15 protein-coding genes are annotated in these 23389 nt (G+C 68.4%); 8 read left to right on the top strand and 7 right to left on the bottom strand.

The window, feature by feature from the left end; all coding sequences use genetic code 11:
• Window positions 1-8 precede the first annotated feature (8 nt).
• Both WMF42_RS11040 and WMF42_RS11035 read left to right on the top strand, forming a co-directional pair.
• Complete coding sequence (locus WMF42_RS11040) at window positions 9-1925, top strand: S9 family peptidase (protein WP_437691873.1); 1917 nt, start codon at window positions 9-11, stop codon at window positions 1923-1925.
• Between the two features lie 32 nt (window positions 1926-1957).
• Entirely contained in the window at window positions 1958-3922 is a 1965-nt protein-coding gene (locus tag WMF42_RS11035; RefSeq protein WP_437691872.1) for a M36 family metallopeptidase, read from the top strand.
• Window positions 3923-4031: 109 nt separating this feature from the next.
• Here the strand turns inward: WMF42_RS11035 and WMF42_RS11030 are convergent, their stop codons facing one another.
• The 4 genes from WMF42_RS11030 to WMF42_RS11015 all read right to left on the bottom strand — a co-directional run bounded on the left by WMF42_RS11030 (window position 4032) and on the right by WMF42_RS11015 (window position 8580).
• A complete protein-coding gene (locus tag WMF42_RS11030) occupies window positions 4032-4742 on the bottom strand; it encodes a glycoside hydrolase family 11 protein (RefSeq protein ID WP_437691871.1) in 711 nt (236 codons plus the stop codon).
• Between the two features lie 484 nt (window positions 4743-5226).
• A complete protein-coding gene (locus WMF42_RS11025) occupies window positions 5227-5856 on the bottom strand; it encodes a class I SAM-dependent methyltransferase (protein ID WP_437691870.1) in 630 nt (209 codons plus the stop codon).
• A 14-nt stretch (window positions 5857-5870) separates the two neighbouring features.
• A complete protein-coding gene (locus tag WMF42_RS11020) occupies window positions 5871-6839 on the bottom strand; it encodes a LysR family transcriptional regulator (RefSeq protein WP_437694251.1) in 969 nt (322 codons plus the stop codon).
• Window positions 6840-7140: 301 nt separating this feature from the next.
• Entirely contained in the window at window positions 7141-8580 is a 1440-nt protein-coding gene (locus WMF42_RS11015) for a serine hydrolase domain-containing protein (protein ID WP_437691869.1), read from the bottom strand.
• A gap of 409 nt (window positions 8581-8989) precedes the next feature.
• Here WMF42_RS11015 and WMF42_RS11010 point away from each other — a divergent pair, with 409 nt between their 5' ends.
• Window positions 8990-9337 carry a hypothetical protein gene (locus WMF42_RS11010; RefSeq protein WP_437691868.1) on the top strand — a complete coding sequence of 116 codons (348 nt, stop codon included), beginning with the start codon at window positions 8990-8992 and terminating at the stop codon, window positions 9335-9337.
• A 517-nt stretch (window positions 9338-9854) separates the two neighbouring features.
• On the top strand, window positions 9855-10445 hold the full coding sequence (locus tag WMF42_RS11005; RefSeq protein ID WP_437691867.1) for a Uma2 family endonuclease: 591 nt from the start codon (window positions 9855-9857) through the stop codon (window positions 10443-10445).
• Window positions 10446-10739: 294 nt separating this feature from the next.
• On the opposite strand, the gene WMF42_RS11000 is transcribed toward WMF42_RS11005, so the two are convergent.
• Complete coding sequence (locus tag WMF42_RS11000; RefSeq protein WP_437691866.1) at window positions 10740-14510, bottom strand: SIR2 family protein; 3771 nt, start codon at window positions 14508-14510, stop codon at window positions 10740-10742.
• Window positions 14511-15512: 1002 nt separating this feature from the next.
• Window positions 15513-16508, bottom strand: coding sequence for a hypothetical protein (locus WMF42_RS10995; protein ID WP_437691865.1), 996 nt, complete (start codon window positions 16506-16508; stop codon window positions 15513-15515).
• A 974-nt stretch (window positions 16509-17482) separates the two neighbouring features.
• On the opposite strand from WMF42_RS10995, the gene ssuE reads away from it, so the two are divergent.
• Window positions 17483-18049, top strand: coding sequence for an NADPH-dependent FMN reductase (gene ssuE / locus WMF42_RS10990; protein ID WP_437691864.1), 567 nt, complete (start codon window positions 17483-17485; stop codon window positions 18047-18049).
• 95 nt (window positions 18050-18144) lie between these two features.
• Entirely contained in the window at window positions 18145-19266 is a 1122-nt protein-coding gene (locus tag WMF42_RS10985; protein WP_437691863.1) for a sigma 54-interacting transcriptional regulator, read from the top strand.
• 146 nt (window positions 19267-19412) lie between these two features.
• On the opposite strand, the gene ssuD is transcribed toward WMF42_RS10985, so the two are convergent.
• A complete protein-coding gene (ssuD, locus tag WMF42_RS10980; protein WP_437691862.1) occupies window positions 19413-20552 on the bottom strand; it encodes an FMNH2-dependent alkanesulfonate monooxygenase in 1140 nt (379 codons plus the stop codon).
• Between the two features lie 363 nt (window positions 20553-20915).
• On the opposite strand from ssuD, the gene WMF42_RS10975 reads away from it, so the two are divergent.
• Both WMF42_RS10975 and WMF42_RS10970 read left to right on the top strand, forming a co-directional pair.
• Entirely contained in the window at window positions 20916-22124 is a 1209-nt protein-coding gene (locus tag WMF42_RS10975) for an acyl-CoA dehydrogenase family protein (RefSeq protein ID WP_437691861.1), read from the top strand.
• A gap of 55 nt (window positions 22125-22179) precedes the next feature.
• Entirely contained in the window at window positions 22180-23367 is a 1188-nt protein-coding gene (locus WMF42_RS10970; RefSeq protein WP_437694249.1) for an acyl-CoA dehydrogenase family protein, read from the top strand.
• Window positions 23368-23389: the final 22 nt, after the last annotated feature.

The raw sequence follows: 23389 nt of genomic DNA, 5'->3' as shown, positions 1-23389 counted from the left end.
GGTCTCCAATGACGACGACCCCGTTTCCCTATGGTTCCTGGCGATCTCCGGTGAGCTCCCAGCTCATCGCCGCGGGGTCCACCTCGCTCGCCAACGTGATGGTCGACAGCGGGGATATCTACTGGGTCGAGGGGAGAGCCCGCGAGGGAGGTCGCAACGTCCTCGTCCGCCGCGGCGCCGACGGCCAGGCGGTCGACGTCACGCCGCCTCCGTTCAACGTGAGGACGCGCGTCCACGAGTACGGCGGCGGCGCGGCGACCGTCCACCGGGGCACCGTCTATTTCTCCAACTTCGCCGATCAGCGCCTCTACAGACAGCGGCCCGGCGAGGCGCCGGAGCCGCTCACGCCCGAGGGCGATCTGCGCTACGCCGACGGCCTCGTCGACGCCGCGCGCAACGCGTGGATCGGCGTGCGCGAGGACCACAGCGCGGGTGACGCCGCGCCGGTCAACACCCTCGTCGCGATCGATCTCGCGACGGGCGGACCAGGCCGCGTCCTCGCCGGCGGGAACGACTTCTACTCCTCGCCGCGGTTATCGCCGGACGGACGGCACATCGCCTTCCTGACCTGGTGTCACCCGAACATGCCCTGGATCGGGAACGAGCTGTGGGTGGCGGAGATCGGAGCCGACGGGGCCCTCGCGAAGGCGACGCGGGTAGCCGGCGGACCGGAGGAGTCCATCTTTCAGCCCGAATGGTCGACCGAGGGGGTTCTCCATTTCGTCTCCGACCGCAGCGGGTGGTGGAACCTCTATCGCTACGATCGAGGCGAGTCTGTCGCGCTCTGCCCGAAGGACGCCGAGTTCGGCCGGGCGCAGTGGAGCTTCGGGCTGTCGACGTACGCCTTCCTCTCGTCGGGGCGGCTGGTCTGTACCTACACCGAGCTTGGCGTGGATCGGCTCGCCCTGCTCGATCCCGCCTCGGGCGCGCTCGCTCCCATCGAGCTCCCGCTCACGGAGTACGGCGATGTGCGCGCCTACGGAGGTCGCGTTGTCTGCCTGGCAGGGTCGCCCACCCTCCCTCACTCCGTCCTGCTCGTGGATCCGGTAGCTGCCGAGTCGGTCACCCTCCGCACCTCGACCGAGATCGCCGATGATCCCGGGCTGCGCCGCTATTTCAGCATGCCCGAGATGGTCGCCTTTCCGACCGAGGGAGGGGAGACCGCGTACGGGTTCTATTACCCGCCGTTCAACCCCGACTACCCCGTCTCCCCGGGCGAAGAAGAGAAGCCGCCGCTCCTCGTCCTGTGCCATGGGGGGCCCACGTCGGCCGCCTCGACCTCGCTCAACCTGCGCATCCAATACTGGACCAGCCGCGGCGTCGCCGTCCTCGACGTCAATTATGGGGGCAGCACCGGCTACGGGCGCGCCTACCGGGATCGCCTCAACCGGCGCTGGGGCATCGTCGATGTCGACGATAGCGTCAACGGCGCGCGGAGCCTGGTTATGCGGGGCGAGGTGGACGGGCGGCGGGTGGTCATCGCCGGCGGGAGCGCCGGCGGCTACACGACGCTCATGGCGCTCGCCACGCGTGGCCTCTTCGCTGGAGGCGCGAGCTACTACGGCGTCAGCGACGCCGAGGCGCTGGTGCGTGATACCCACAAGTTCGAGTCTCATTACCTCGACTCGCTCATCGGGCCCTACCCGGCGGAGCGCGCCACCTACCGTGAGCGGTCGCCCATCGAGCACGCCGACGGCATCGATGTGCCCGTGATCTTCTTCCAGGGAGACGAGGATCGCGTCGTCCCTCCGAACCAGGCCGAGATGCTGGTCGAGGCGCTGCGCAGCAAGCGGATCCCGGTCGGATACTTGCTCTTCTCCGGCGAGCAGCATGGCTTCCGGCAGGCGTCGAACATCCAGCGCTCCCTCGACGCGGAGCTCTACTTCTACGCCGCGACTGTCTTCGGAGTGAAGTTGACCTTCTGAACGCGCCAGGGCGGGAAATGGGGAGGTTCAAGATGGTAAAGCTCATCGATACACGTGATTTCAACCATGACCGTGCGACGGAGGCGCGCCTCTTCGAGCTCGGTCGGATCGCCGCGCAGGTGGGGCCCTACATGCCCGAAGGGACGGGCATAAAGATGAGCCGCGTCAACGCCATGACCGGCATGCCCACCGTGATCGAGTTCCTTGGCACGCAGCCAGGCGGGACGTCGTACGTCGCGCGCTCGCTCGTCATGATGGAGACGATGATCGGGCTGGTGAGCTTCGCCGGCGAGGCGCCGCCGCGCTTCAGCGTCGATTCCAGGGTGCAGAAGACGCGCGGCGGAATGAAGGCGGTCCACATGCAGCAGGAGTACCGCGGCGTGCCCGTCTTCGGCATGTTCCAGGTCGTGCGCTTCGGCAAGGACGACGCGATGCGGGACGCCGCGGGCGATGTCGTCGGCCTCCCCAAGGATGTCGATGTCGACCCGAAGGTCGATGTCCTCGAGGCCGCTGCGGCGGCCGTCCGCCACCTCGCGCAGAGCGACGCCGAGCAGCCAGAGCAGCGCAAGGATCAGTTCGGCCAGCCCATCCCGGAGGTGCACATCGATCCTGCGGCCTTCCAGCCGACGGTCATCTCGTCGTTTCCCCTGGCATCACGGCCCTTCGTCCTCGACAAGGGGCTTTTTGCCGACGACATCCCGGCGCACCTGGTGCTCTTCTATCAGGGGCCCAGGGTGCGACTCGGCTGGAAGCTCGTCTTCACCATGCCAGAGCACGGCGGGCAGTACGCGATCATCGTGGGCGCTGACGACGACAAGCTCGACATCCTCTATTGTCAGGAGAAGTCCTTGTCCGCGGGCGTCCGGATGCGGGTGTTCCGGTGGAACCCCCGAGATTTCACGCCCGTCGACCTGGAGGTCCCGCTGCCGGAGAAGGCCTACCCGATGCACCACCTCGGCCTTCCGTCGATAACGAGCTTCCCGTCGCCCTGGGTCGAGGGGAACAGCACGGTCGGGAACAGCACCGTCGTGCTATCCAGCGAAAGGCGCCCGGTTCTCGGCAGGCGCACCGCAGAGGGCCTCGTGTTCGCGCCGGAGAGCCCCGAGGGGGAGGAGCAGTGGATCGTCAACGCCTTCTACTTCTGCAATTACATGCACGACTTCTTCTACCTGCTCGGCTTCGACGAGAAGGCCGGCAACTTTCAGCGGAAGAATGAGGCGTCAGTCGGCCTCGCCGGTGATCCGCTCGTCGCCCAGGTTCACCGTGGACGGCTGTCTGGTACGGCGTATATCCAGCCCGCCATCGACGGCCAGAGCCCGCAGATGCACCTGGGTATCTTGCCCGAGACGGGCCGGCACACAGCGCTCGATGCGGATGTCGTGTTCCACGAGTACGTCCACGGTGTCACCAACCGACTCGTCGGCGGCGAACGATCCGAGCTGCAGCTCGAGCAGCCGCAGAGTCGGGGCATGGGCGAGGGGTGGGGCGACTACTTCGGTCTCAGCATCCAGAACTACAGCACCGGGACCGAGCGCACGACCGTGGGGAGCTGGCTCGTCAACAACGGGCGCGGCATCCGCCAGCTCCCCTACGATGAGAATTTCCCGGACCACTTCGGGAAGCTGGGCACCGGGCGCTACCGCGAAGAGCACAACGTGGGGGAGATCTGGTGCGCGACGCTGATGCAGTTGAACCGCGCCATCGTCAGCGTGCTCGGCGACAAGGAGCGTGGATACGCGCTCTGCTGGCAGATCGTGTACGGCGGTCTGCCGCTCACGCGTGGTAACCCGAGCTTCCTCGACGCGCGGGACGGCATCCTGCTGGAGCTCGACGCCCTGAGATCGACCGTCGATTCGCCCGACGGAGCGCAGTTCCGCGCGCTCCGCAAGGCGGTGTGGGCCACCTTCGCGAGGTTCGGCATGGGCCCGAACGCGCGGAGCAACGGGGCCTCGCTCACCGGGATCAGGCCTGACTTCTCCGTACCCGAGGAGCAGTGAGCCTCACCCCGTCAGGAAGGTGGCGCCCGCCGATCCACTTCTTCCGCGCGCAGGAGGGCACGCGATCAGCGAAAGTTCTCCACTTCTCGGCGCATGCGGCCTGTTGATCCTACCACACCGTCAAGTTGGAGCTGCCGCTGCTCGAGGGGTTGAACACCTCTGTCGCCATCACCTGGTAATTGTGAGCGCCAAGGTTCCACCCCTTCGACGCCCAGGCATTCACGTGATTGGAGAACGTGATGGTGCTGTTGGTCCCGGTGGGCCTCTTCGTCCTTCGGACACTCCAGTACTGATAGAACGTCGCATTGCCTATGATGGAGGGTGCGTTGACTCGCTGCATCCTGTACAGGTCGTAGGTGCCCCCGTCCGTGGTGACTGTGCCCGCCGACGCTCCACCCGGCGGTCTCCAGCTGCCCCAGCTGTCAACGACGTAGTACTCCACGAGTGGGTTTGTCGTCCACCCATAGAGAGTCAGATATGCATTGCTGCTGCCCGTCGACCAGACGCCGGCATTGTAGCCGACGTTCCTGCTCGACGACCCGGTGCTCCAGCCCTTGCCGCCAACGAAATTATAGTTGCCGTTTGCCCAGTTGACAGCGTAGTTTCCGCCGCCGTTCAAATTCATGCTGACCGACCCGCCATCTTTCCAGAACGTGTACCATCGGCCGTCCGTGCCGGTTTGATTCGTGTTTATCGTGAGAGCGCTTTGATCGGTGGTCAGATCGGTCTCGGCCATGTCCATTTCTGCGCCATCCATGACGCAGTTGGTCAGTAGGAGCCCAAGGGCGGAGCACATGCCGAGCCGGGTGATGTTGTTCATGGTGTATCGCCTTTCTTGGCCTGTCTATTGTTCGAGACTGGCAGTTGCGTCAAGCCGATTATCCATCGCAACCGGGCATGGCCATCAAGAAGGTGCGATATTACCAGATACAGAGTGACGATGGTGTCTGGAGCCAGATCAACCGCTATCACATCGCCCGCTTGACGGCCGCGGGGCGACGCCGCACGGGCAGCGGCACGTGGACGCGGTCAAGGCCGATGGCCGCTGGTATGCCAAGCCGGATGGCAGCGCGAGGAAGTGTAGCGGGGCAGATCGAAAGACGTCCACCGCGACAGTCCCGTCAGCGAAGGCGCGCTTGAGCGACAGCCGCACCACGCCGTCCTGCTGCGGCTCGACGCGCTCGTTTGCGATCGGGGGTCGCAGCACGTGACGCAGCAGCGCCTCCCTCGCCGCGGCATGGTGCGCACCGGCGCGTGTCGCCGGCAACCAGATCGCATGATCTTCGGTCGCAGCGAGCTGCGCGCTACCCCGGCTTCTTCGTCACGACGAACGCAACCATCCCCCCAGCACCAACCTCCCTCTCCTCGATCTCGACGAACCCTACCTCGCGCATCTCGCGGAGGATCGTCTCGCGATCGTAGACATGGACGACCGGCGCCTTCCCGAACCAGCGCAGCACCGTGATGATCGCGCCGTAAGGTACCCAGGTGCTGCCGAGGCAGACGTTGGACGAGATGAACGAGCCGCCGGGCTTGAGGAGGTCGAAGATTGTCTTGAGGGTGCGCCTCCGATCGGGGACGAGGTGGAGGATGGAGTAGGCCCAGGCGCTGTCGAAGTGCTCGGGCTCATACGGAGCACGTCCGTCGAGCGTGCCCTGGCGAAAGGTGACATTGGTCACGCCTTGGACCTGCTTCTTCTGGTTGGCGATGCGGATCATCTCGGACGAGACGTCCATCGCGTGGATGTGGCCGGCGAACGGCGACATCTCCAGGGCGAGCGAGCCAGTGCCGCAGCCGATCTCGAGGACTGTCGAGCTCGGGCGCAGGTGCTCGCGGGTGATGGCCTTCTTGCGCTCGAAGGCCGTGACGTTCCCCACCGGCTTGGCGGCGTACTTCTCGGCGATGCCGTCCCAGAACTTGGCGTCGTTGCTCATCGTGGTCGACGATTCTATGCACGCGGCGCGTCTGCGTCCGGTGCAAGTTCGTGACGCAGGGGCGCAGTTTCGCGCCACCCCTCGGCCTCGCCGCGGAACAGCGCTGCGCGCTCTGTCATCGCCGCGGTGATGCCCTCGCGCGCGGCGCGCAGGCGCGCGTTGTCCCGGAGGTCGCGGTGGCTGAGGAGCCAGAAGTCGCCGACGTAGCGCAGGTCCGGCTTCGCGAGGCGCTGGAGCCCTGGCTCCGGATCGCCGACGTACGTGGGTAGCATCACGAAGCCGAGGCCGGCGTGTGCGGCCTCCATCATGATCGCCATCGACTCGAACGTGCCCCAGATCGGAACCTCGGGATAGCTCGACGACGCGACGAGCTCCTCGGCGATCTTGCGCAGGTTGGATCCGATCCAGCGCGCGGGGCGCGCGCCGCGCTCGGGGTCGAGCTGGGCAGCGTGCGCGGTCGCGACGTAGTTGCAGAGGGTGATGGGGGCGAGCCGCCGCCCGATCAGGTGCTCCGGCGGGGACGCGCTCGGAGAGAGAGCGCGCACCGCGATGTCGGCCTCGCGCTTCGACAGATCCAGGTTCTTGGCATCGGCATCCAGCTCGAGCTCGATGCCGGGATGCTGCTCGCAGAGGCCGGCCAGGGCGCGGAGGAGGATCTTCGCGATGAAGGGGTCGGTGCATGTCACCCGCACGGGCCCCTCGAGCCGCGCGTCTTGCCCGGCGAGGCCGCGCTCCAGCGCGGCCATCTCCCGCTCGACGCGCTCCGCCCCCGAGACCATCTCGTTGCCCGCGTCCGTCAGCAGGTACCCATCGCGGTGCCGGTCGAACAGCTTCACGCCGAGCCGCGTCTCGAGGGCTTCGACCCGCCGCGCCACGGTCGAGTGGCTCACGCCCAGCATCGAGCCCGCCGCGCGAACGGAGCCCGTCCGGGCGAGCGCGAGAAAATGGCGCACGTCATCCCAGTCCACGATGCCCGCCAGCATACCCCTCACGCGTGCGCGCGACAGATACAGATGCAGACACGAGCCGCCGTGACCGAGGGCGCCGAGGCGCTGCGGGTCGACGTGGCGGCCGAGGCGCGCGTCAAGAAGAACGCCCAGTCGAGGAGGAAACCATGTGAACCAGGCAGGTCGACGACCCTAGAAGACCGATCACGTTGATCGAACGAGAAATGAACCGCCAAGCGCGCCAAGGACGCCAAGACGAGAACAAGATCTTGGCGCCATGGCGTCTTGGCGATTCAATTTTCCGCTCCTTTCAGGCGGTTTCAATCCGTTTGTCGCTCTAGGCGACGTCGGGCCGTGTCATCAGCGGCGAGCGCAGGTGCAGCTCCAGGTCGGAGGTGGTCAGGGGCAGCGTGACCCAGGTGGCCGTCGCGGTCCCCGCGTCGGCGTCGACCGCCACCCGGACCCGGTGCGGGCTGGTGATGACGTGGAGCTCGGCGACGAACGTCCTGCCCTGCCAGGCACCAGACGCGACGACGGGCCGGCCGAGCGGCGAGCTCTCCCGCCAGGCACCGTGGCCCACCTCGAGGTCGAGGAGCGACCCGAGTCGCAGGAGCCACCCGGCGTCGGTCGGATCGACGACCACCGTGGTTCCGTCGGGCAGGGCCGAGCTCTCGGCAGAGGCGTCGAGCCTCGCCGTGACGGACCGCTGCGGGCCCGCCGAACCCCGTACCTGCGCGAGGGACAGCCCTCCCAGCCGGTCGGCGAGGAGCTCGTCGTCGTGCGAGCCGTCCGGATGGCCGACGCCAGGGAGCAGGCACTCCCAGAAGGCGTCGAGCACGCCCTGAGCGTGCTCGACGGCCTGGTGGGCGCCGGTCACGGCGATCACCAGGTCGTGCGACGGGACGACCACGCAGTGCTGGCCGAATGCGCCCTTGCCGTGATAGCCGTGGCGCGACATCCAGAGCTGGTAGCCGTAGCCGCAGAGGAAGTCGGGGCCGTCGTCTCCCTCCGCCTGGTGCCGGCCGTCGATCTGCCGGCTGGTCGCGAGCTGCACCCACGCGCGTGGGACGAGCTGCTGCCCGTTCCAGAGACCGCCGCGCAGCAGCAGCTCGCCGAAGGCGGCGACGGCTTCGGTCCGCAGGTGCAGACCGTGGAACCCGAAGGCGGCACCGCTCGCGACGCGGTCCCACTCGGCGTCCTCGATTCCCATCGGCTTGAAGAGGCGCTCGTCGAGCAACTCCGGGAGCCCGACGCCGGTGACGCGCTCCACCATCCGGGCCAGGATGTAGGTGGTGGCGTTGTCGTAGGTGTGCCGCGTTCCCTCGGGTGCGTCGAACGGCACGCGCAAGAAGCCCTTCACGAGGTCGTGGGGTTCCAGCCTCCAGGCCTCGGTGAGGCTGTCCGTGTCGTGCCCAGCCGTCATCGACAGCAGGTGGTGAACGGTGATGCGGCGCCCCTGCTCGGAGACATCGGAGGGGACGTGGTCGGGCAGGACGTCCACCACCCGGTCGCCCAGGTCGAGCAGCCCGTCGGCGATCGCGAGCCCCACGGCGATCGACGTGAACGACTTGGTCAGCGAGTAGAGAAGGTGCCGGCGCTCGGCCGAGTACGGCGCCCACCACCCTTCGGCGACGACGTGCCCGCGGTGCACGACCATGACGGAGTGGCACTCGACGGAGCGGTCCTCGAGGCGGTCCAGCATCGCGGCGATCGAACGAGACGACACTCCCGAGGCGGCCGGGGTCGATCGCGGCAGCAGCGCACGCTGAGGCGACATCCCGAGACCATAGCCGCAGGTGGGCGCCATGGTGGAGGGTTTGTGAACGCCTTCACCACCGGGCCTGGAGCGTCGCGGGGTCGCGAGCTCAACCTCGCAACGCGGTCAGGCAGCCCGCTGCCAGAGGTGTCGACGCGCATCACATCGAGGATCCCGCTGAAGATCTCCGCCTCGCTGGTCTGCCGCCCCTTGTCCGGCGCGCCCGAACTCGGTGGCGACGTAGATCAGCGTACGGTCCCACAGCGATGCGCCGCCCCTCTGTGCCAACGTCGAGGAAGTGAGTCCCGCCTCGCGCGGCGGACGGGTGTTTACTTTGCCACAGCGGCTGGCTGCTCACACACACGCGAACCGTCGGCGCGCGTGAAACGCCGTCACCGGCCCGAGGCACGGAGCTTGCCGGCCGCGACGAGTGAATCGGCTGCTCAGCGCGCTGCTCGTCGCTGTCGGAGTACTGGCTTGGCCGCGTCTCGCTCAAGCGACGTACAGCATTCATTGTTCGAATACGCGCGTCACACTGATCGTCAACTACAGCGGCGAGGGCGAGTTCGTCGCGATCGCCTACTCGGAGCAGGACGAACCAGACCCAGCCTACCTGGAGCCGACGTTTTGGCGCATGGCGGGACAGCAAGTGCTTGCGCTTCGCGAGCGCGCGGACGCTGACAGGCGGCCGTTTCATCTCGGCATCCGCGGAAGGCACGCGGTATTGATCTTCCGGCAGCAGCGCCATTTCCTACGCTGCGGGTGGGATACCGAATGAGGTCGGTGGCGCCGCCATGATGGCGAGAGTTACGAAGTGACGAGCTGATCGCCAGTCCGGTGGCGCGCGCCGCCGCGCCCACGCCGCCGTGGCCCTCGATTCGTACCGCAGCTTGCACATTGAACCCGTCGAACTCCGCCGTGAACGGTCCCCGCTGCTTCGCCTCGAACCCGGCCTCGCCGGCGTCCGTGTCGTGCTCCCCATCCTGATCGAGCCGCACGAACCGCCCTCCACGCAGCGCTGCCTCGGCACAAGCATCGAGCGCGCTCAGCTCTCCTGCCGAGGGTTACCGCTCCTCGAAGGGGCGCAGCCAGCTCGCGCAGCGCCGCCCCGAAGCGGTGAGCCCAGCGCGGCGGCGGCGTCAGGGCGAGCTGCACGGCCGCCGTCACGGCCGCGCCTGCCGCGGCCCACCCGAGAGCGCGGGCGATCGGGCGGAGCCCGGGTTCTTCGGCCTGCTCTGGCTTTGCGCGGTGAGTGGGGTCTTGCTCCACCGCGCGCCTCCGGGCAGGCTTCGCTCATGGGCCAGCCCGCCGAGAAGCCCCGCCGCGCCACGTACGCCGACCTCGAGGCGGTCCCGCCGAACAAGGTGGCAGAGCTCATCCGGGGCGTGCTGCACGTCATGCCCCGGCCGGCGCCGCGGCATGCGCGCGTTGCCTCTCGGCTCGGCGCCAAGCTCGGTAGCCCGTTCGACCTGGGCGACGGCGGACCGGGCGGTTGGCAGATCCTGGTCGAACCGGAGATCCACTTCCCGGACCCAGCTTCGCCTGGCGAGCTCGACGCGGTCGTGCCCGACCTCGCCGGCTGGCGTATCGAACGCATGCCGGAGCTGCCCGAGACGGCCTACTTCCCGCTCGCCCCGGACTGGATCTGCGAAGTCCTGAGCTCCTCGACGGAGAGGGTGGACCGGGACGAGAAGATGCCCATCTACGCACGCGAGGGCGTACAACACGCCTGGCTGGTCGATCCTATCCACCGGACGCTCGAGGTCTTCTCGCTCGGCCCCGCACGCGAGTGGGAGCGCGGCCAGGTTCACCGCGACGCGGCTCGGGTTCGCATCGCGCCCTTCGAAGCGATCGAGCTCGACCTCTCCGTACTCTGGACGAAGTAGCGCTCGCGCGGTCCCGCTTCGCGTCCTCCGCGACGAGCCGGTCCGAGGCGCGAATGCCCTCGGCGAACGCCTCCACCGAGGACGCCAAGACATCGTCTTCGAAGGAACCAGGTGAAAGCTCAGCAATTTTGACAGTTTCCGTCTGATTCGCCGCTGAGCTGTACTCGGCCGTGGCCCAGGGAGGGCCCAACGAGTCGCCTGTAGCCGCCGCGTCGCTCGCTGCAGACGACGAACCGCGTCAACGGACCCATGGTCTCCACTCGCTCGGTGGTCACAGCACCGCGGCGCTCACCCTCACACCGCCGGGGGCGGCTGCTCAGCCGCCGCCCGCCTCTTCGCTGCGGCCTCCGCGGCGCCGATTCGCAGCTGCGTCCGGATAAGCAGGTACAAATCTCTTTCGAATTCGCCATGCAAGCGCTCGGCCAGATCTCGGATACGCTGGCTCCTCGCGGTCTTTCGCAGGCGTGCGGCCCCATACGCAGCGCCTTGCCGCACCAGCAAGCGCACGTCTTTGGCCATGGCCTCGAGTGTACTGGCTGCTAGGTCCAGCCGACGGCTGTCCGTCTCGGTGCAGAGCTCGGCGTAGTAGACCGCGGTATAAGCTGCATGATTAGCTACGGAGGCCTCCTCGTTGGCGACGAGGACGAGCACATGCTCGACGAGGAACTGGAGGTCGTCGGAAAGGGGCCCCGTGCGGTGTACGAGGGCGCTGCGGATCAGGGAGGAGATCGCGATTCGCCAGCTCGCCGAGAACTCGCCCCGGGCCCCGCCTACGCCTTCGCGGAGCTTGCCCACGAGCTGGATCCATGTGTCGCCCGGCCAGTATGCGGGGTCGAGGATGCGGTAGATCGGGCGCGGAACTGAGGTGGACACCGACCACAGCTCGAGGAGCCTCTTGCTGGCCTCTGCGCGACGGCCACCCAGATCTCGCTCGATGAACGTGGACAGGAACCAGATAAGCCCGGAAGACTTAAATGGGTTATATGTCAAGTAGCTTTTTACCTTCTCCCAATGGTCGATGATCCAGGTCCAGATTTGCTCGACGAGGTCGGTCCATGTCTCATCGAACCCCTCCTCTGTGAGGACCAGCGCAAGACAGAAGGCCACGGACACTACAATGGATGAATTAGACTGCTCGCCGGATTGGGCCGCAACCCGTTTCCACATCGCGGCCAGCGTTTCACGGGCATGCTGCTCGACGTCGTTCCACGCACCATCGTTACCCGCGCTGTCTATTCGGCTCCGTCGAATTGCAACAATCTCGACGATGGGTCCAATCCATCCAATATCGCCTGCTCGCTCCCTCTCGCGCTTCACGACCGCGTCGCACCACTTAGCGACGAGATCCCAAGATTCTGCCGGAAGCGCCTCGGTGGCGTCCTGGGCATTGGCGACCACGCGAACGATGGCAGCACCAATCCCTTGCACATTTCCCCATGACCAGTGCTCCCCGTTTTCGCCCGTAGGGACATCCCGACACAACCACGCCACGAGCTCGGCGGGGGTCGCGACTTCGAGAACGAGCCACGGATACCAGGGGAGTTCGTCCATGCGTCGCTGGATCTGATCGGCAGCGAAGTGGTCGTCCGTCTCCTCTGCGAACCTGCGGAATGCCTTGTACGACGTCGTGTCGCGGCAACTGGATGCATATTCACACCAAGCCCTTGCCAGCTCATGGCCGATAGCCTGCCATCCGCGATGATGATTCACCGAGGAGCCAAGTGCCTCGGCTCTACGCAGCAACTCGAGTGGCAGGTCGGCATCATCAGCATCCAACACCGTCAGCAACGGCTTCAGCGCTTCGACGCACGCGACGAGTGTCACCTTCGTCGCGTCTTTCTGGCGCCAGGCGTCGCGCCAGACCTGTACAATCGCTCGATCGCGCCTTCGCTGCTCCGTGAGCGATTCTCCTCCCCTGTTCAGCACCTCACGAAGCCAATCCTGGGTCTTGTCGATACCGAAACGCAATCGATAGCGAAGCTCCTCCGGTAGATCGCCAAAGCCATGTTCGAGCAGAGGCATCAGATATTGCTCTTGTAGTCTGGGCGGAGCAAACTTGTCCTCAAGGTCGCGGAACATTCGCCATGCGAAGTGGAGAGTCGAGCTAAACGACATGCCCCGCCGCTCGTACCCCTTGTCACGCGCGTCAGATCGCAGCTGCTCAATAGTACTCTTTCGCAGTTCGGCGATGCGTCGTTTTGCCTCCTCCTTCCATTGATGCACAGCCGTGTCCTCGCTCAATTCCTTCTCGGCGCGCGAGTATTCCTTGGCGATCCGACGATCCTCGTCGGTAATCTTACTGTAGTGATCTGCTCTATGAATGAAGGATTGGTACGCTCTGCTCCGGCCCCACGCGGCCAGCCACGGAAGCAAGGGATCCTCCGTTCGGTTGGCCTCGCTGAACGCCTTATCGTATTCGTTGACAGCCGCGACATAGTCGCCGTTCATCATGCTGCGGAATGCCGCCTCCATGCGTGCGGTCCCCCGTTGTTCTTCGTTCGCTTTCTCCGGCGATCCGCCCAGTGCCTCAATATCTGTCTTGACGCGAGCAGCCCTGTCGCCTGCGCCATACTTTACTAAGAGGCGATGCGCAGCGCGCATCTGATTAATAGCTCGCTTCCGGTGCGGCTTTCCCCCAGGCTCCTCGGCCCGTTCATCTATTGCAAGCCACACCACAGCGAGCAGTTCGGCGATGTCGAGATCCGCATCGTCTGCTCGCCAATCATGTTGCTCCCAAAGCTCGTTCTGCACGCGGTAGTAAAGCCAGCCTGCGAAGAGCTCCGCCGTTGTCTTACGCGTCGTGAGCCATTCATCGGCGAGCCACGCCAACTTCCAACGCTTGCGTACGCGCCCCTCGAAGCAGGCCGTCTTGAACTTGGGTTCCTTGTCCTCAGTTTTTGATGGACCACCCTCTTCGATGCTGACGCGGATCTCCGCCTGCCGCGCAGCCCGCCCGCCGAATTGAGCATCGGTGTATTCCTGAATCTTCTCCTTGACATAGTCGTGCTCGCGACGGTCGAACTCCAGGTCGATGCAGTGGCGCCAGACGTCATTTTCCCACCCGCGGTAGGTTTCAACGTATTTCGCGACGTCAGGATCCTCGATCGCACTTCTGGCGAATTCCATACGAGATAAGAAAGGGCGCCCATGCGGCATGTGGTCTTTGAGCTGATCGGTCGTGATGCGATTTAGCGTGCTAAAAAAGTCCGCAAACTTATCGCCCAGGTCGTTCCAGTCCTTGAACCGCGCGATCCGCATCCCGAGCTTCATCCAATGAAGGCGCTGCGCTGACTCCTGCTCGGATCTCCGTTCCGCATCGCTGGACGGCCCGAGCAACGCCAGCCCCATGGGATGCTTGCTCTTCATGTCCAGGCTGAGCTGGCGATAGACCTGATGGAAGTCCGGGTCCGTCAAGCTGAAGCCGACCGTGAGCACTGGATGTTGAGAGAGGAGCTGGCGCACACGGGCGAGGAGCACCGGGCGCGTGGTGGGGAGGTCCTCGTACTGCGACCGCGAGAGCACCCACGTGCTCGGGCACGTCCGGTGCCCGTGAAGGTACAGCACCTGGATCCGACGAGGGCCTCTGGCCACGTCGATGTCCTCGAAGATCGGCGAGCACCGACGAGAATCACGGTCCAGCAGCGTGTCAAGGAAATTTGTGGTAACGATCGCCTCGACGTCGAACTTGAACAGCGCCTCGTGGGCCTTGCCCGGCGACAGTTCGTCATCTTTGAGCATGTCGCGCAGGAGATCGTAGAACCTCCGGTCGCCGAGACCGTCGCGATGAAGCTCCGCCAGCGCGAGCGCATCGATGCCGCTCGCGTCCTCGATCCGCAGATCTTCGGCGAAGCGTCGCGAGATGTCAGCCCAGAGGGGGACGTGCTCGCTTGCGACCGCCATGCCCGTCGCCGTGACCACCGCGTTTCGCGTGAAACCCGCCCCCACGACGACTACGGGCCTTCGGCCCTCATTCGCGATCCACCAGGAAAGCACCGTCTCGGCGTCGGGTTCGTAGAAAAGCTTGGACACCTGCTTCGCGACGATCTCCTTGATGTATGCCCTCACGCCCAGCTCCTTCCGCTCAACTACGGCATCGTACCCGAGTCCGCTCCGCGATCCAGCCCGCCATGCCGCCGGCCGCGATGGCCAGGCGGAGCCCTCCCTAATGCGAGCGAGGAGAGATCGGATCGCGGCGACCGGGGCGCATTTAGCGCGCCCTCGACGGGCCCGTCTGCAGCGGGTCCGCCAGCGCCTATCGAATGACCAATAGAAGCTCCTGAATGGTCAACTGCCGGAGGCAACGGAGCGGAACCATCGTCAAATGTTCCGGTGTTTCCGTCGCTTCGCACGGTTCGCTCGGTCCCGAGCGCCTTTCGGATCCAGAGCAGCTCCAGCAGGCCCCGGTCCTCGACACCCCCGTGGGCGACGGCGCCCGCGCCCTGCTGCCGGTGTTGTGGGCCAGCGAATCCGCAGCGGAAAGCTGCCCCTCCGCCCAGCGGCGTACAACTGGCTGCGCTGTCCCATGCGCGGGAGCACGGCGATCAAGGCAGCCGCGTTCCCGGCAGAGCTGAGACAGGCCGTCCCGTTGCGGCGAGCTACTGTCGGCGCGAGCTTACTCACCCCTCCGGTGCCACCCGCAACTCGAGCAGCCGACGGATCGCCTCGTGAACGACCCGGGCCGCCACCTCATCCCCGAGGGCGACGGCGCGGCTCAGAGTACCGGCGAGCGAGGCGACCACGGCCGCCCTAGGAGACGGTTCGGCCAGCCCGAGCTCCCGAGGTCCGGGGCTTGACATTTGGGCCCGGGTTGGGCCCATGCGCTCCGAGGCAGTGCAATCCGCCGTCACGCTGTCCCCAAATTCCCGGGAATGCGACGCATCGCGACGGTTCGCCCCCGCGGGACAGTCCCACCAGGGATTTCTGACGCGGGGAACCAGGGCGGCCGCGAGGCAGCTGCCGGGGTGCGGAGCGGGGCGGAGCCCCGAGGCAGAGAGCCAGGGCCGCCCGCTCGAAGCCGCCGCGAAGCGGCGCAGAAGTCCGGCCATCCCGGACTTCGGGCGGGCGGAACTAGCTGACAGAAGGCGCGGCGCCGGGAGCCGGCGCGGCCGCCGGGCCAGCCGGTGCGGCGCCGGGAGCCGGCGGGGCCGCCATCCCGGCCGGCGCGGCGCCGGGAGCCGGCGCCGCGGCCGTACCCGCCGGCGTGACCAGCGCCGGCGTGCCGGGCGACGCCGTCGGCCCAGCCGGCGCCTCGTCGGCCGGCGCCGCCGCGGTGTCGGTGGACGACGTCGCCCGGCCTGTGCGCCCCTTGTAGAGCGACGGGGCGATCACGTCGGCGTCCTCCTCGTCCCAGCGCAGGAAGGCGACGGCGCGGCGGACCTGGTCGTAGGCATGGACGAGCAGCGCGAACGCGCGAGCCCGCTTGTCCGCGGCCTCGGTCGGCCCGGGGCCCTTGCCGTGCTCCCGCACGCCGAGGGCGGCGAGCAGCTGCGGCCCGATCTCCCCGGCGCGCTTCACCTCCTCCTCGGTCGCCGCCGTCTTGCCGGCGATCTCCGACCAGCTCGCGCTCAACAGCGCCGAGAGCGCCACGAGGTCGTTGGCGACGTCGATGTGCCCCTGCCCCGCTCGAATGTCCGCCACCGTCGCCGCGTCGAGCAGGCCGCGGCGAGCGAGCGCCTCGGCGTCGCCCAGCAGGTTCTCGCGCAGCGGGGTCGCCTCGGCGAGGAGCGGCTTCAGCGCGTTCTCGGCGCCTCCGCTCGACAGCCATAGAAGGTGCGCGTACCAGGCGGCGAGCGCGTAGGTCTCGAGCCGGTCGAGCCGCGCGATATCGAACGTCGGCAGGTGCTCCGCGATGTCGGCGCGCAGCGCGCGGAGGCCAGGAAGCACGCCGAGCACCTGGGAGACCACGCGGGGAACGTCGAGGTTCAGGGGGATGAGCCGGTCCGGGCTCAGCGCCTCGATCTCGGGCAGCGCCTTGTCGAACGCCGCCGCCGCCTGAGGCGGGGTCGAGGGCTCCGAGGGCTTCCTGGGAGCGGGCTTTTTCTTGACGGAAGACGATTTCGCCATGAGGGGATTACCTCTCGCTTGTCCCCATCGCCGAGCCGTGGAGGACAGGAAAGGACACGCCCTCCACCCCCCGCGATGGACGTTGTTGTGAGCGCCCGGCGCGCGCCGGACGTTCCGGCCAGGCATAACGATCGGTCTCGATGCGTCAACGCGCCTGGCAGGATCCTGACGACAGGCCGCCGGATGTCGCGAGCCCGCGCCCGGGCAACTCGGCTGCCCTGCCCGGACCGTTTCCGGTGCCCGAGGGCTGCGCGGCAGCCTTACCCGGACCGTTTCCGGTGCCTCAATGGCTGCGCGGCAGCCTTACCCGGACCGTTTCCGGTGCCTCGAGGGCTGCGCCGCTGCCCTGCCCCCACCGTTTCCGGTGCCTCGAGGGCTGCGCGCCAGCCTTACCCGGACCGTTTCCGGTGCCCCGAGGGCTGCGCCGCTGCCCTGCCCGGACCGTTCCCGGTGCCCCGAGGGCTGCGCGGCAGCCTTACCCGGACCGTTTCCGGTGCCCCGAGGGCTGCGCCGCTGCCCTGTCCGGACCGTTCCCGGTGCCTCGATCGCTGCGCGGCAGCCTTACCCGCGCCGTGTCGGCCCCGGCTTGCACGACCCGGAAGCCAGGGCCTGGCGGGGATACCTCACAGAGATCGCGGTCCCGCTCTCGCCGACGATTGCAGCGGAGTTTGGTGAGGGCGCCTCCAGGATGCGACGAGAACGCTCCGACGCTGACGATTGCATGAAGGAACCGCACGCTCAGGGCATCCACTGGACAGGTGGCATGATCGACCCGCACGGAGCAGCTCGGACCAGCAACACACAACTGCCCACGGCCGGTCCGCACCATGGAGGGACATGTGGGTGACGGCGATCGCGCGCAGGACAGCCGCGCCGCAAGCGGCCCGGCGCCGGTCCGCCGGGCCACGTCTCCCATCACGGATGAATCATCCGTTATAATGGACAAAGCGCGCTGGTCCTGTTATGTCGCGCCCATGTCCAACATTGCCATCATCACAGGAAGCGTCTCCCCGCGGTCGAAGACGGCGGCGCTCGCGGCCCGCGTCGCGGCGCGGCTCGGGCGTGAAGGGTTTCGCGTCACCACCGTCCATGTTCGTGACCTTCCCGCCGAGGATCTCCTCTTCGGGAGGGTCGATTCGCCCGCCATCGCGGAGGCGACGCGGGTGATCGCCGAGGCGGCCGGGGTCGTCATCGCGACGCCCATCTACAAGGCCGCGTACACGGGCGTGCTCAAGGCGCTGCTCGACCTCTTGCCGCAGTTCGGGCTCGCAGGGAAGGCCGTCTTGCCGCTCGCGACGGGCGGGACGATCGCGCACGTGCTCTCCATCGACTACGGGCTGCGGCCGGTCCTGCAGTCGCTCGGCGCGCGGCACGTGCTCGCAGGGCTGTTCCTCCTCGACAAGGCGCTGCGCCTCGGCGAGGACGGGCTGCTCGAGATCGACGACGAGCTCGGGAACAAGCTGGAAGAGGTCGTGAGGCCCTTCATCGACAGCGTGATCCGCGAAGGCCTCGCGCTCCCGGCGCGCGAGGTAGCCGCCTGAGGTCCGGCCGGGGAGGAGGGGGCGCCCTTCGCTTCTTTGCACGTGCATTGCAGTACTTGCGCCAGGAAGCCCGCTGGCGCGCCGAGGTCAACCCCATGCGCTTGCTCACCCTCCCCGCCCAGGGATTGACGATGCCCCCGACCGAGCGCGCCAGGGCGCTCGTCTTCGAGGACCCCAGGTCGCACCAGCTCCTCCAGCGCGTGAAGCAGGCCGCGGCGAGCGACGCGGCCGCGCTCATCAGCGGCGAGACAGGGACCGGCAAGGAGATCCTCGCGCGGCACCTGCACGAGCTCGGCGGGCGCCGCGGCCGGCCGTTCCTCGCCGTGAGCTGCGGAGCGCTGTCGCCCTCGCTCGCGGAGAGCGAGCTCTTTGGCCACGAGCAGGGCGCCGGCGCGCGGAAGCGCGGCCTGATCGAGGCGGCCCAGGGCGGCACGCTCTACCTCGATGAGGTCGGAGACCTCCCGCCCGGCGCGCAGGCCCGGCTGCTGCGCGCGCTCCAGGAGCGCGAGGTCATCCGGGCCAGCCCGCGGAGGGCGGCGGCCGACGCGCGCGTCATCGCCGCGACGAGCGTGCCGCTCGAGAGCGTTGTCGCCGCCGGCGGGTTCCGAGAGGACCTGCTCGCCAGGCTGAACGGCGCGCACATCGCCGTGCCGCCCCTGCGCGAGCGGCCAGGCGACATCCTGCCGCTCGCGCGCTATTTCGCCGGGCTGTGCGCGCGGCGTCTCGGGGCCGCGCCGTGCGCGCTCGCGTCGTCCGCTGTGGAGCTGCTGCTCGCGCACACGTGGCCTGGCAACATCCGCGAGCTCGAGCAGGTCATTCACCAGGCGTCGCTCGTCTGCCGCGCTGGCCGCGTGACGAGGGACGATCTCCGGTTCACGAGCCTCCAGCCGAGGGCCCCCGCGCTGCCGGGTGCCCCGAGCACCGTCGACGCGCTGATGGCCACGCTCGAGACAACCATCGCCGCCCTCTTCGAGAGCGGCTGTCCCAACGCGCACGAGCGCGTCGAGGAGATCGTGATCCGCGCGACGTACCGCCGCTGCGAGCGCAACCTGGGGCAGACGGCGACCCGGCTCGGCGTCAGCCGCGAGCTCGTGCGCACGCGCCTCTTGCAGTTCGGCGAGATCGGGACGCCGCCCAGCACGGAGCCCCCAGCATCGCTCTCGAGGATCGGAGAGGCGCGCGCGGCGGTGAAGGCGCCCCAGGCGCTCCAGTCCTGAGGTATCCCCTTGAATTCTTCGAGGAGAAAAAAAAATAACAGGGAGGCGGGGAGGCGGGGAGGGAAACATTCAAATACTCCCCGCCTCCCCGCCTCCCTGTTCAATTTCTCTGCTGAAAAGGGCCGGCTCGTCGCTGCTGCTGCGGCTCAGCTCTGCGACCGCTGAGGGAGGATGTCGTTGGCGATCACCTCGCCGAACGGGCCGGTGAGGTTCGGGCGGACGTCGGACCCCTTCTGGCCGATGGAGAGCCGCGGGAAGAGCAGCTCGGCGACGCGATAGGCCTCCTCCAGGTGCGGGTAGCCGGACAGGATGAACGTCTCGATCCCGAGCTCCGTGTACTCTCGCATGCGCCGCGCGACCGTCTCCGGATCCCCGACGAGCGCGGTGCCGGCGCCGCCGCGCACGAGCCCGACGCCGGCCCAGAGGTTGGGGCTTATCTCGAGCGCGTCGCGTCGCCCGTTGTGCAGCGCCGCCATGCGCCGCTGGCCCTCGGAGTCGAAGCGCGAAAAGGCCTGCTGCGCCGCGGCGATGGCGCGGTCGTCGAGGTGGCGAATCAGGTCGTTCGCCGCCGCCCACGCCGCCTCGGCCGTCTCGCGGACGATGACGTGCAGCCGGATCCCGAAGCGCACCTCGCGCCCCTCGGCCGCCGCGCGGCGGCGCACGTCCGCGATCTTCTCGGCCACCGCGGCCGGCGGCTCGCCCCAGGTCAGGTACACGTCGTGGTGGCGCGCCGCCAGCGCGTGCGCCGCGGGCGACGAGCCGCCGATGTAGAGCGGCGGGTGCGGCGCCTGGATCGGCGGATAGAGGAGCTTTGCCCCCTTGACGCGCAGGTGCTTGCCCTCGAAGTCGACCGTCTCGCCGGCCATGACGCGGCGCCAGATCGTGAGGAACTCGTCGGTCACCGCATACCGCTCGTCGTGCCCGAGGAAGACGCCGTCGCCCTCGGACTCCGCGGGGTCGCCGCCCGTCACCACGTTGAGGAGCAGCCGGCCGCCCGACAGGCGATCGACAGTGGACGCCATGCGGGCCGCCCACGTCGGCGAGACGATGCCCGGCCGCAGCGCGACAAGGAACCGCAGCCGCTGCGTGAGCGGGATCATGGCCGACGCGATCGCCCAGGCGTCCTCGCACGACCTCCCCGTGGGGAGCAGCACGCCGTGGTAGCCGAGGTCGTCGGCGGCCTGCGCGATCTGGCGGAGGTACGAGAGCGAGACAGGGCGCGCCCCCTCGGCGGTGCCGAGATAACGGCCGTCGCCGTGCGTCGGGAGAAACCAGAGGACGTTCATGGACAGATGGGCTCCTCGCCCGTGCATGGCCGGGCCGGAGGCCCGTAAGCACGCCCCGCGCCGCAGCCGTGAATCGATGGATCCGCGCGCGAGCGCAGGCCGCCGCGACCAGGATCCCCCCGCGCGCAGGGCCGCCGCTGCTGCTCCAGCAGCACCGCGCGCGCAGCCGTTGCTGCTGGAGCAGCAGCGGCCCGACGAGCCCCCTCGCCCCGCTCAGCCAATCTGCACGGGCAACGCGAGGGGATGGCCATGGCATGAGTCGTGCCCAACCGCGCGGTCCAACGACACGTGCCGACGACACGTGCCAGCGACGTGCCACGCACGCGCGGCGCCGCGACGTCGCATGTCGATCGAGGCCGAGGCATGCAGGGCGAAGCGGCTCACGTAAGCAATGGACAGGCGCCCCCGGCGCCGAGCAGCGCGCTGGAGATCGCCGACGAGCTCTCGCGGGCCTTCGCCGCGACGGCCGTGGAGCGGGACAGGCGGGGCGGCACCCCCAGGGAGGAGCGCGATCGGCTGCGGCGGAGCGGGCTCCTGGCGCTCTCGGCGCCGGCGGACCTGGGCGGCTGGGGAGCGCCCTGGCCGGTCGTGCTCGAGGCGGTCCGGCGCATCGCGCGCGCCGACAGCGCCATCGCCCACGTGTTCGGCTTTCACCACCTGATGCTCGCGACGCTGAGGCTGTTCGGGAGCGCGGACCAGGCGAGCCGGCTCCAGGCGGACACCGTCGCGAAGCGCTGGTTCTGGGGGAACGCGCTGAACCCGCTCGACACGCGCGCGCGCCTCGTGCGCCGCGGCGACGCCCTCGTCGTGCGCGGCGCGAAGAGCTTCTGCTCCGGGGCGAGCGACTCGGACATGCTCATCGTGTCGGCGATCGACGAAGCGACGTCGAGGCTCGTTGTCGCCGCCGTCCCGACAGGGCGGCCAGGGATCCGGGTGCTCGGCGACTGGGACAACATGGGGCAGCGGCAAACCGACAGCGGCACCGTCGAGCTCGACGACGTCGAGGTGCGGGCCGACGAGCTCCTCACGACGCCGGGGCCGCTCGGCTCGACGTTCGCCTCGCTGCGCCCCTGCCTCGCCCAGCTCGTGCTCGTGAACGTGTACCTCGGCATCGCCGAAGGGGCCCTCGAGGAGGCGCGACGGTACACGCGCGCGCGGCGGCGGCCCTCGGTCGCGGCCAAGGGGACGCCGGCGACCGAGGATCCCTATGTCCTCCTCCGGTACGGCGACATGTGGCTCGGGCTCGAGGCCGCGCGGCTGCTCGCCGACCGCGCCGGGGCGGCGTTCCAGGCGGCGTGGGAGGAGGGCGACCGGCTCAGCCCCGAGCAGCGCGGCGCGTGCGCGATCGCGATCGCCTCGGCGAAGGTGGCGACGTCGCGCGCGGGGCTGGAGATCACGAATGGCATGTTCGAGGTCATGGGGGCGAGCGCGACGACCGCCGGCGCCGGGATGGACCGGTTCTGGCGGAACCTGCGCACACACACGCTCCACGACCCTGTCGATCACAAATCGCGCGAGCTCGGCGCCTACGCGCTGAACGGCGCGATCCCGGAGCCGAGCTTCTACTCCTGAGTGGAGCGCGGGGACGAGGCAAGAGCGATCGGCGCGCGTGCGCCGCTGCGAGGAGATGGAGATGGCCAGACGAGATGAAGCTGCGATCCGCGAGAGCGTGAGGGCGATCGTCGCCGCCGCGATCGCGCCGAACGCCGATCGGGTCGATCGCGAGGGGATCTTCCCGCGCGAGAACCTCGACGCGCTCGCGCGCGAGGGGTGGAATGGAGTGCTCCTGCCCGAGGAGCTCGGCGGGCTCGGGCTGGGCCACGGGGCGTTCGCGGTCGCGGCCGAGGAGATCGGGCGCGCCTGCGCGTCGACAGCGCTCGTCTATGTCATGCACACCGGGGCGGCGCAGACGATCGCGCTCTATGGTAGCGACGACCAGAAGGAGCGGTGGCTCAGGCCCGCGCGGCGCGGGCTCGTCGGCACCTACTCGACGAGCGAGAAGGCGTCGGGCGGCCACTGGTGGTTCAATTTCAGCGAGGCGAAGCGCGACGGGGACGATTACCTGATCTCCGCCGACAAATCGTTCACGACCAGCGCCGGGAAGGCCGATTACTACGTCCTCCAGACGCGCACGCCGGGCGCGAAGGGGCCGACCGACATCACCTTCTTCATCGTCGACGGGACGCGGCCGGGCATCGAGGCGGGCCGCTGGGACGCCCTCGGGGTGCACGGCAACCACAGCGGGCCGATCCGCTACACGAACGTGCCTGTGCCGCGCCGCGACCGGCTCGGCGCGGAGGGCCAGGGCAAGGACATCATCTATCACGGCGTCTCGCCGGTGTACCTCATCGGGCTCGGCGCCGCGTGGCACGGGGTCGCGCGGGGCGCGCTCGCGTCCGTGACCGAGTACGCGCTCGGCACGGTGCACCGCGACGTCGATCGGCGCCTCGCCGACTACCAGGTCCTGCGCCAGCAGCTCGGGGAGGCCAAGGTCCTCGTCGAGAGCCTCCGCCCCTGGCAGGCGACGCTGGCCGAGCAGCTCGACGCGCTCCAGGCCGCGGGCAAGCCCCAGGGCGAGCTGCTCATGCCGCTCACCGAGTTCAAGGTCCACGCCGCGGAGGTGGCCAACAAGGTGGCGCGCGTCGCGCTCGACGTGAGCGGCGGCTACGGCTACCGCCGCGGCCCGCTCGAGCGCGCCTTCCGCGACGCGCGCGCGGCGATCGCCATGGGGCCGTCCAACAACATCGCGCGCGAGTGGATCGGCAAGTCGCTCGTCGGATTGCCGCTCGAGCTCTTCGAGGCCGGCGGGGAGTGAGCCCGCGCGGGCACAGAGGGAA

The organism is Sorangium sp. So ce176 (genome assembly GCF_051519835.1).
In the GTDB taxonomy this organism is placed as follows: Bacteria; Myxococcota_A; Polyangia; order Polyangiales; family Polyangiaceae; genus Sorangium; species Sorangium cellulosum_G.
This window is presented reverse-complemented; position numbering and strand designations above follow the sequence as displayed.

What these genes read in the sequence shown, in the direction of transcription:
- WMF42_RS11040 (WP_437691873.1), top strand. Translation starts at nt 9, where the DNA reads ATGACGACGACCCCGTTTCCCTATGGTTCCTGGCGATCTCCGGTGAGC.
- WMF42_RS11035 (WP_437691872.1), top strand. Translation starts at nt 1,958, where the DNA reads ATGGTAAAGCTCATCGATACACGTGATTTCAACCATGACCGTGCGACG.
- WMF42_RS11030 (WP_437691871.1), bottom strand. Translation starts at nt 4,742, where the DNA reads ATGAACAACATCACCCGGCTCGGCATGTGCTCCGCCCTTGGGCTCCTA.
- WMF42_RS11025 (WP_437691870.1), bottom strand. Translation starts at nt 5,856, where the DNA reads ATGAGCAACGACGCCAAGTTCTGGGACGGCATCGCCGAGAAGTACGCC.
- WMF42_RS11020 (WP_437694251.1), bottom strand. Translation starts at nt 6,839, where the DNA reads ATGCTGGCGGGCATCGTGGACTGGGATGACGTGCGCCATTTTCTCGCG.
- WMF42_RS11015 (WP_437691869.1), bottom strand. Translation starts at nt 8,580, where the DNA reads ATGTCGCCTCAGCGTGCGCTGCTGCCGCGATCGACCCCGGCCGCCTCG.
- WMF42_RS11005 (WP_437691867.1), top strand. Translation starts at nt 9,855, where the DNA reads ATGGGCCAGCCCGCCGAGAAGCCCCGCCGCGCCACGTACGCCGACCTC.
- WMF42_RS10995 (WP_437691865.1), bottom strand. Translation starts at nt 16,508, where the DNA reads ATGGCGAAATCGTCTTCCGTCAAGAAAAAGCCCGCTCCCAGGAAGCCC.
- ssuE (WP_437691864.1), top strand. Translation starts at nt 17,483, where the DNA reads ATGTCCAACATTGCCATCATCACAGGAAGCGTCTCCCCGCGGTCGAAG.
- WMF42_RS10985 (WP_437691863.1), top strand. Translation starts at nt 18,145, where the DNA reads ATGCGCTTGCTCACCCTCCCCGCCCAGGGATTGACGATGCCCCCGACC.
- ssuD (WP_437691862.1), bottom strand. Translation starts at nt 20,552, where the DNA reads ATGAACGTCCTCTGGTTTCTCCCGACGCACGGCGACGGCCGTTATCTC.
- WMF42_RS10975 (WP_437691861.1), top strand. Translation starts at nt 20,916, where the DNA reads ATGCAGGGCGAAGCGGCTCACGTAAGCAATGGACAGGCGCCCCCGGCG.
- WMF42_RS10970 (WP_437694249.1), top strand. Translation starts at nt 22,180, where the DNA reads ATGGAGATGGCCAGACGAGATGAAGCTGCGATCCGCGAGAGCGTGAGG.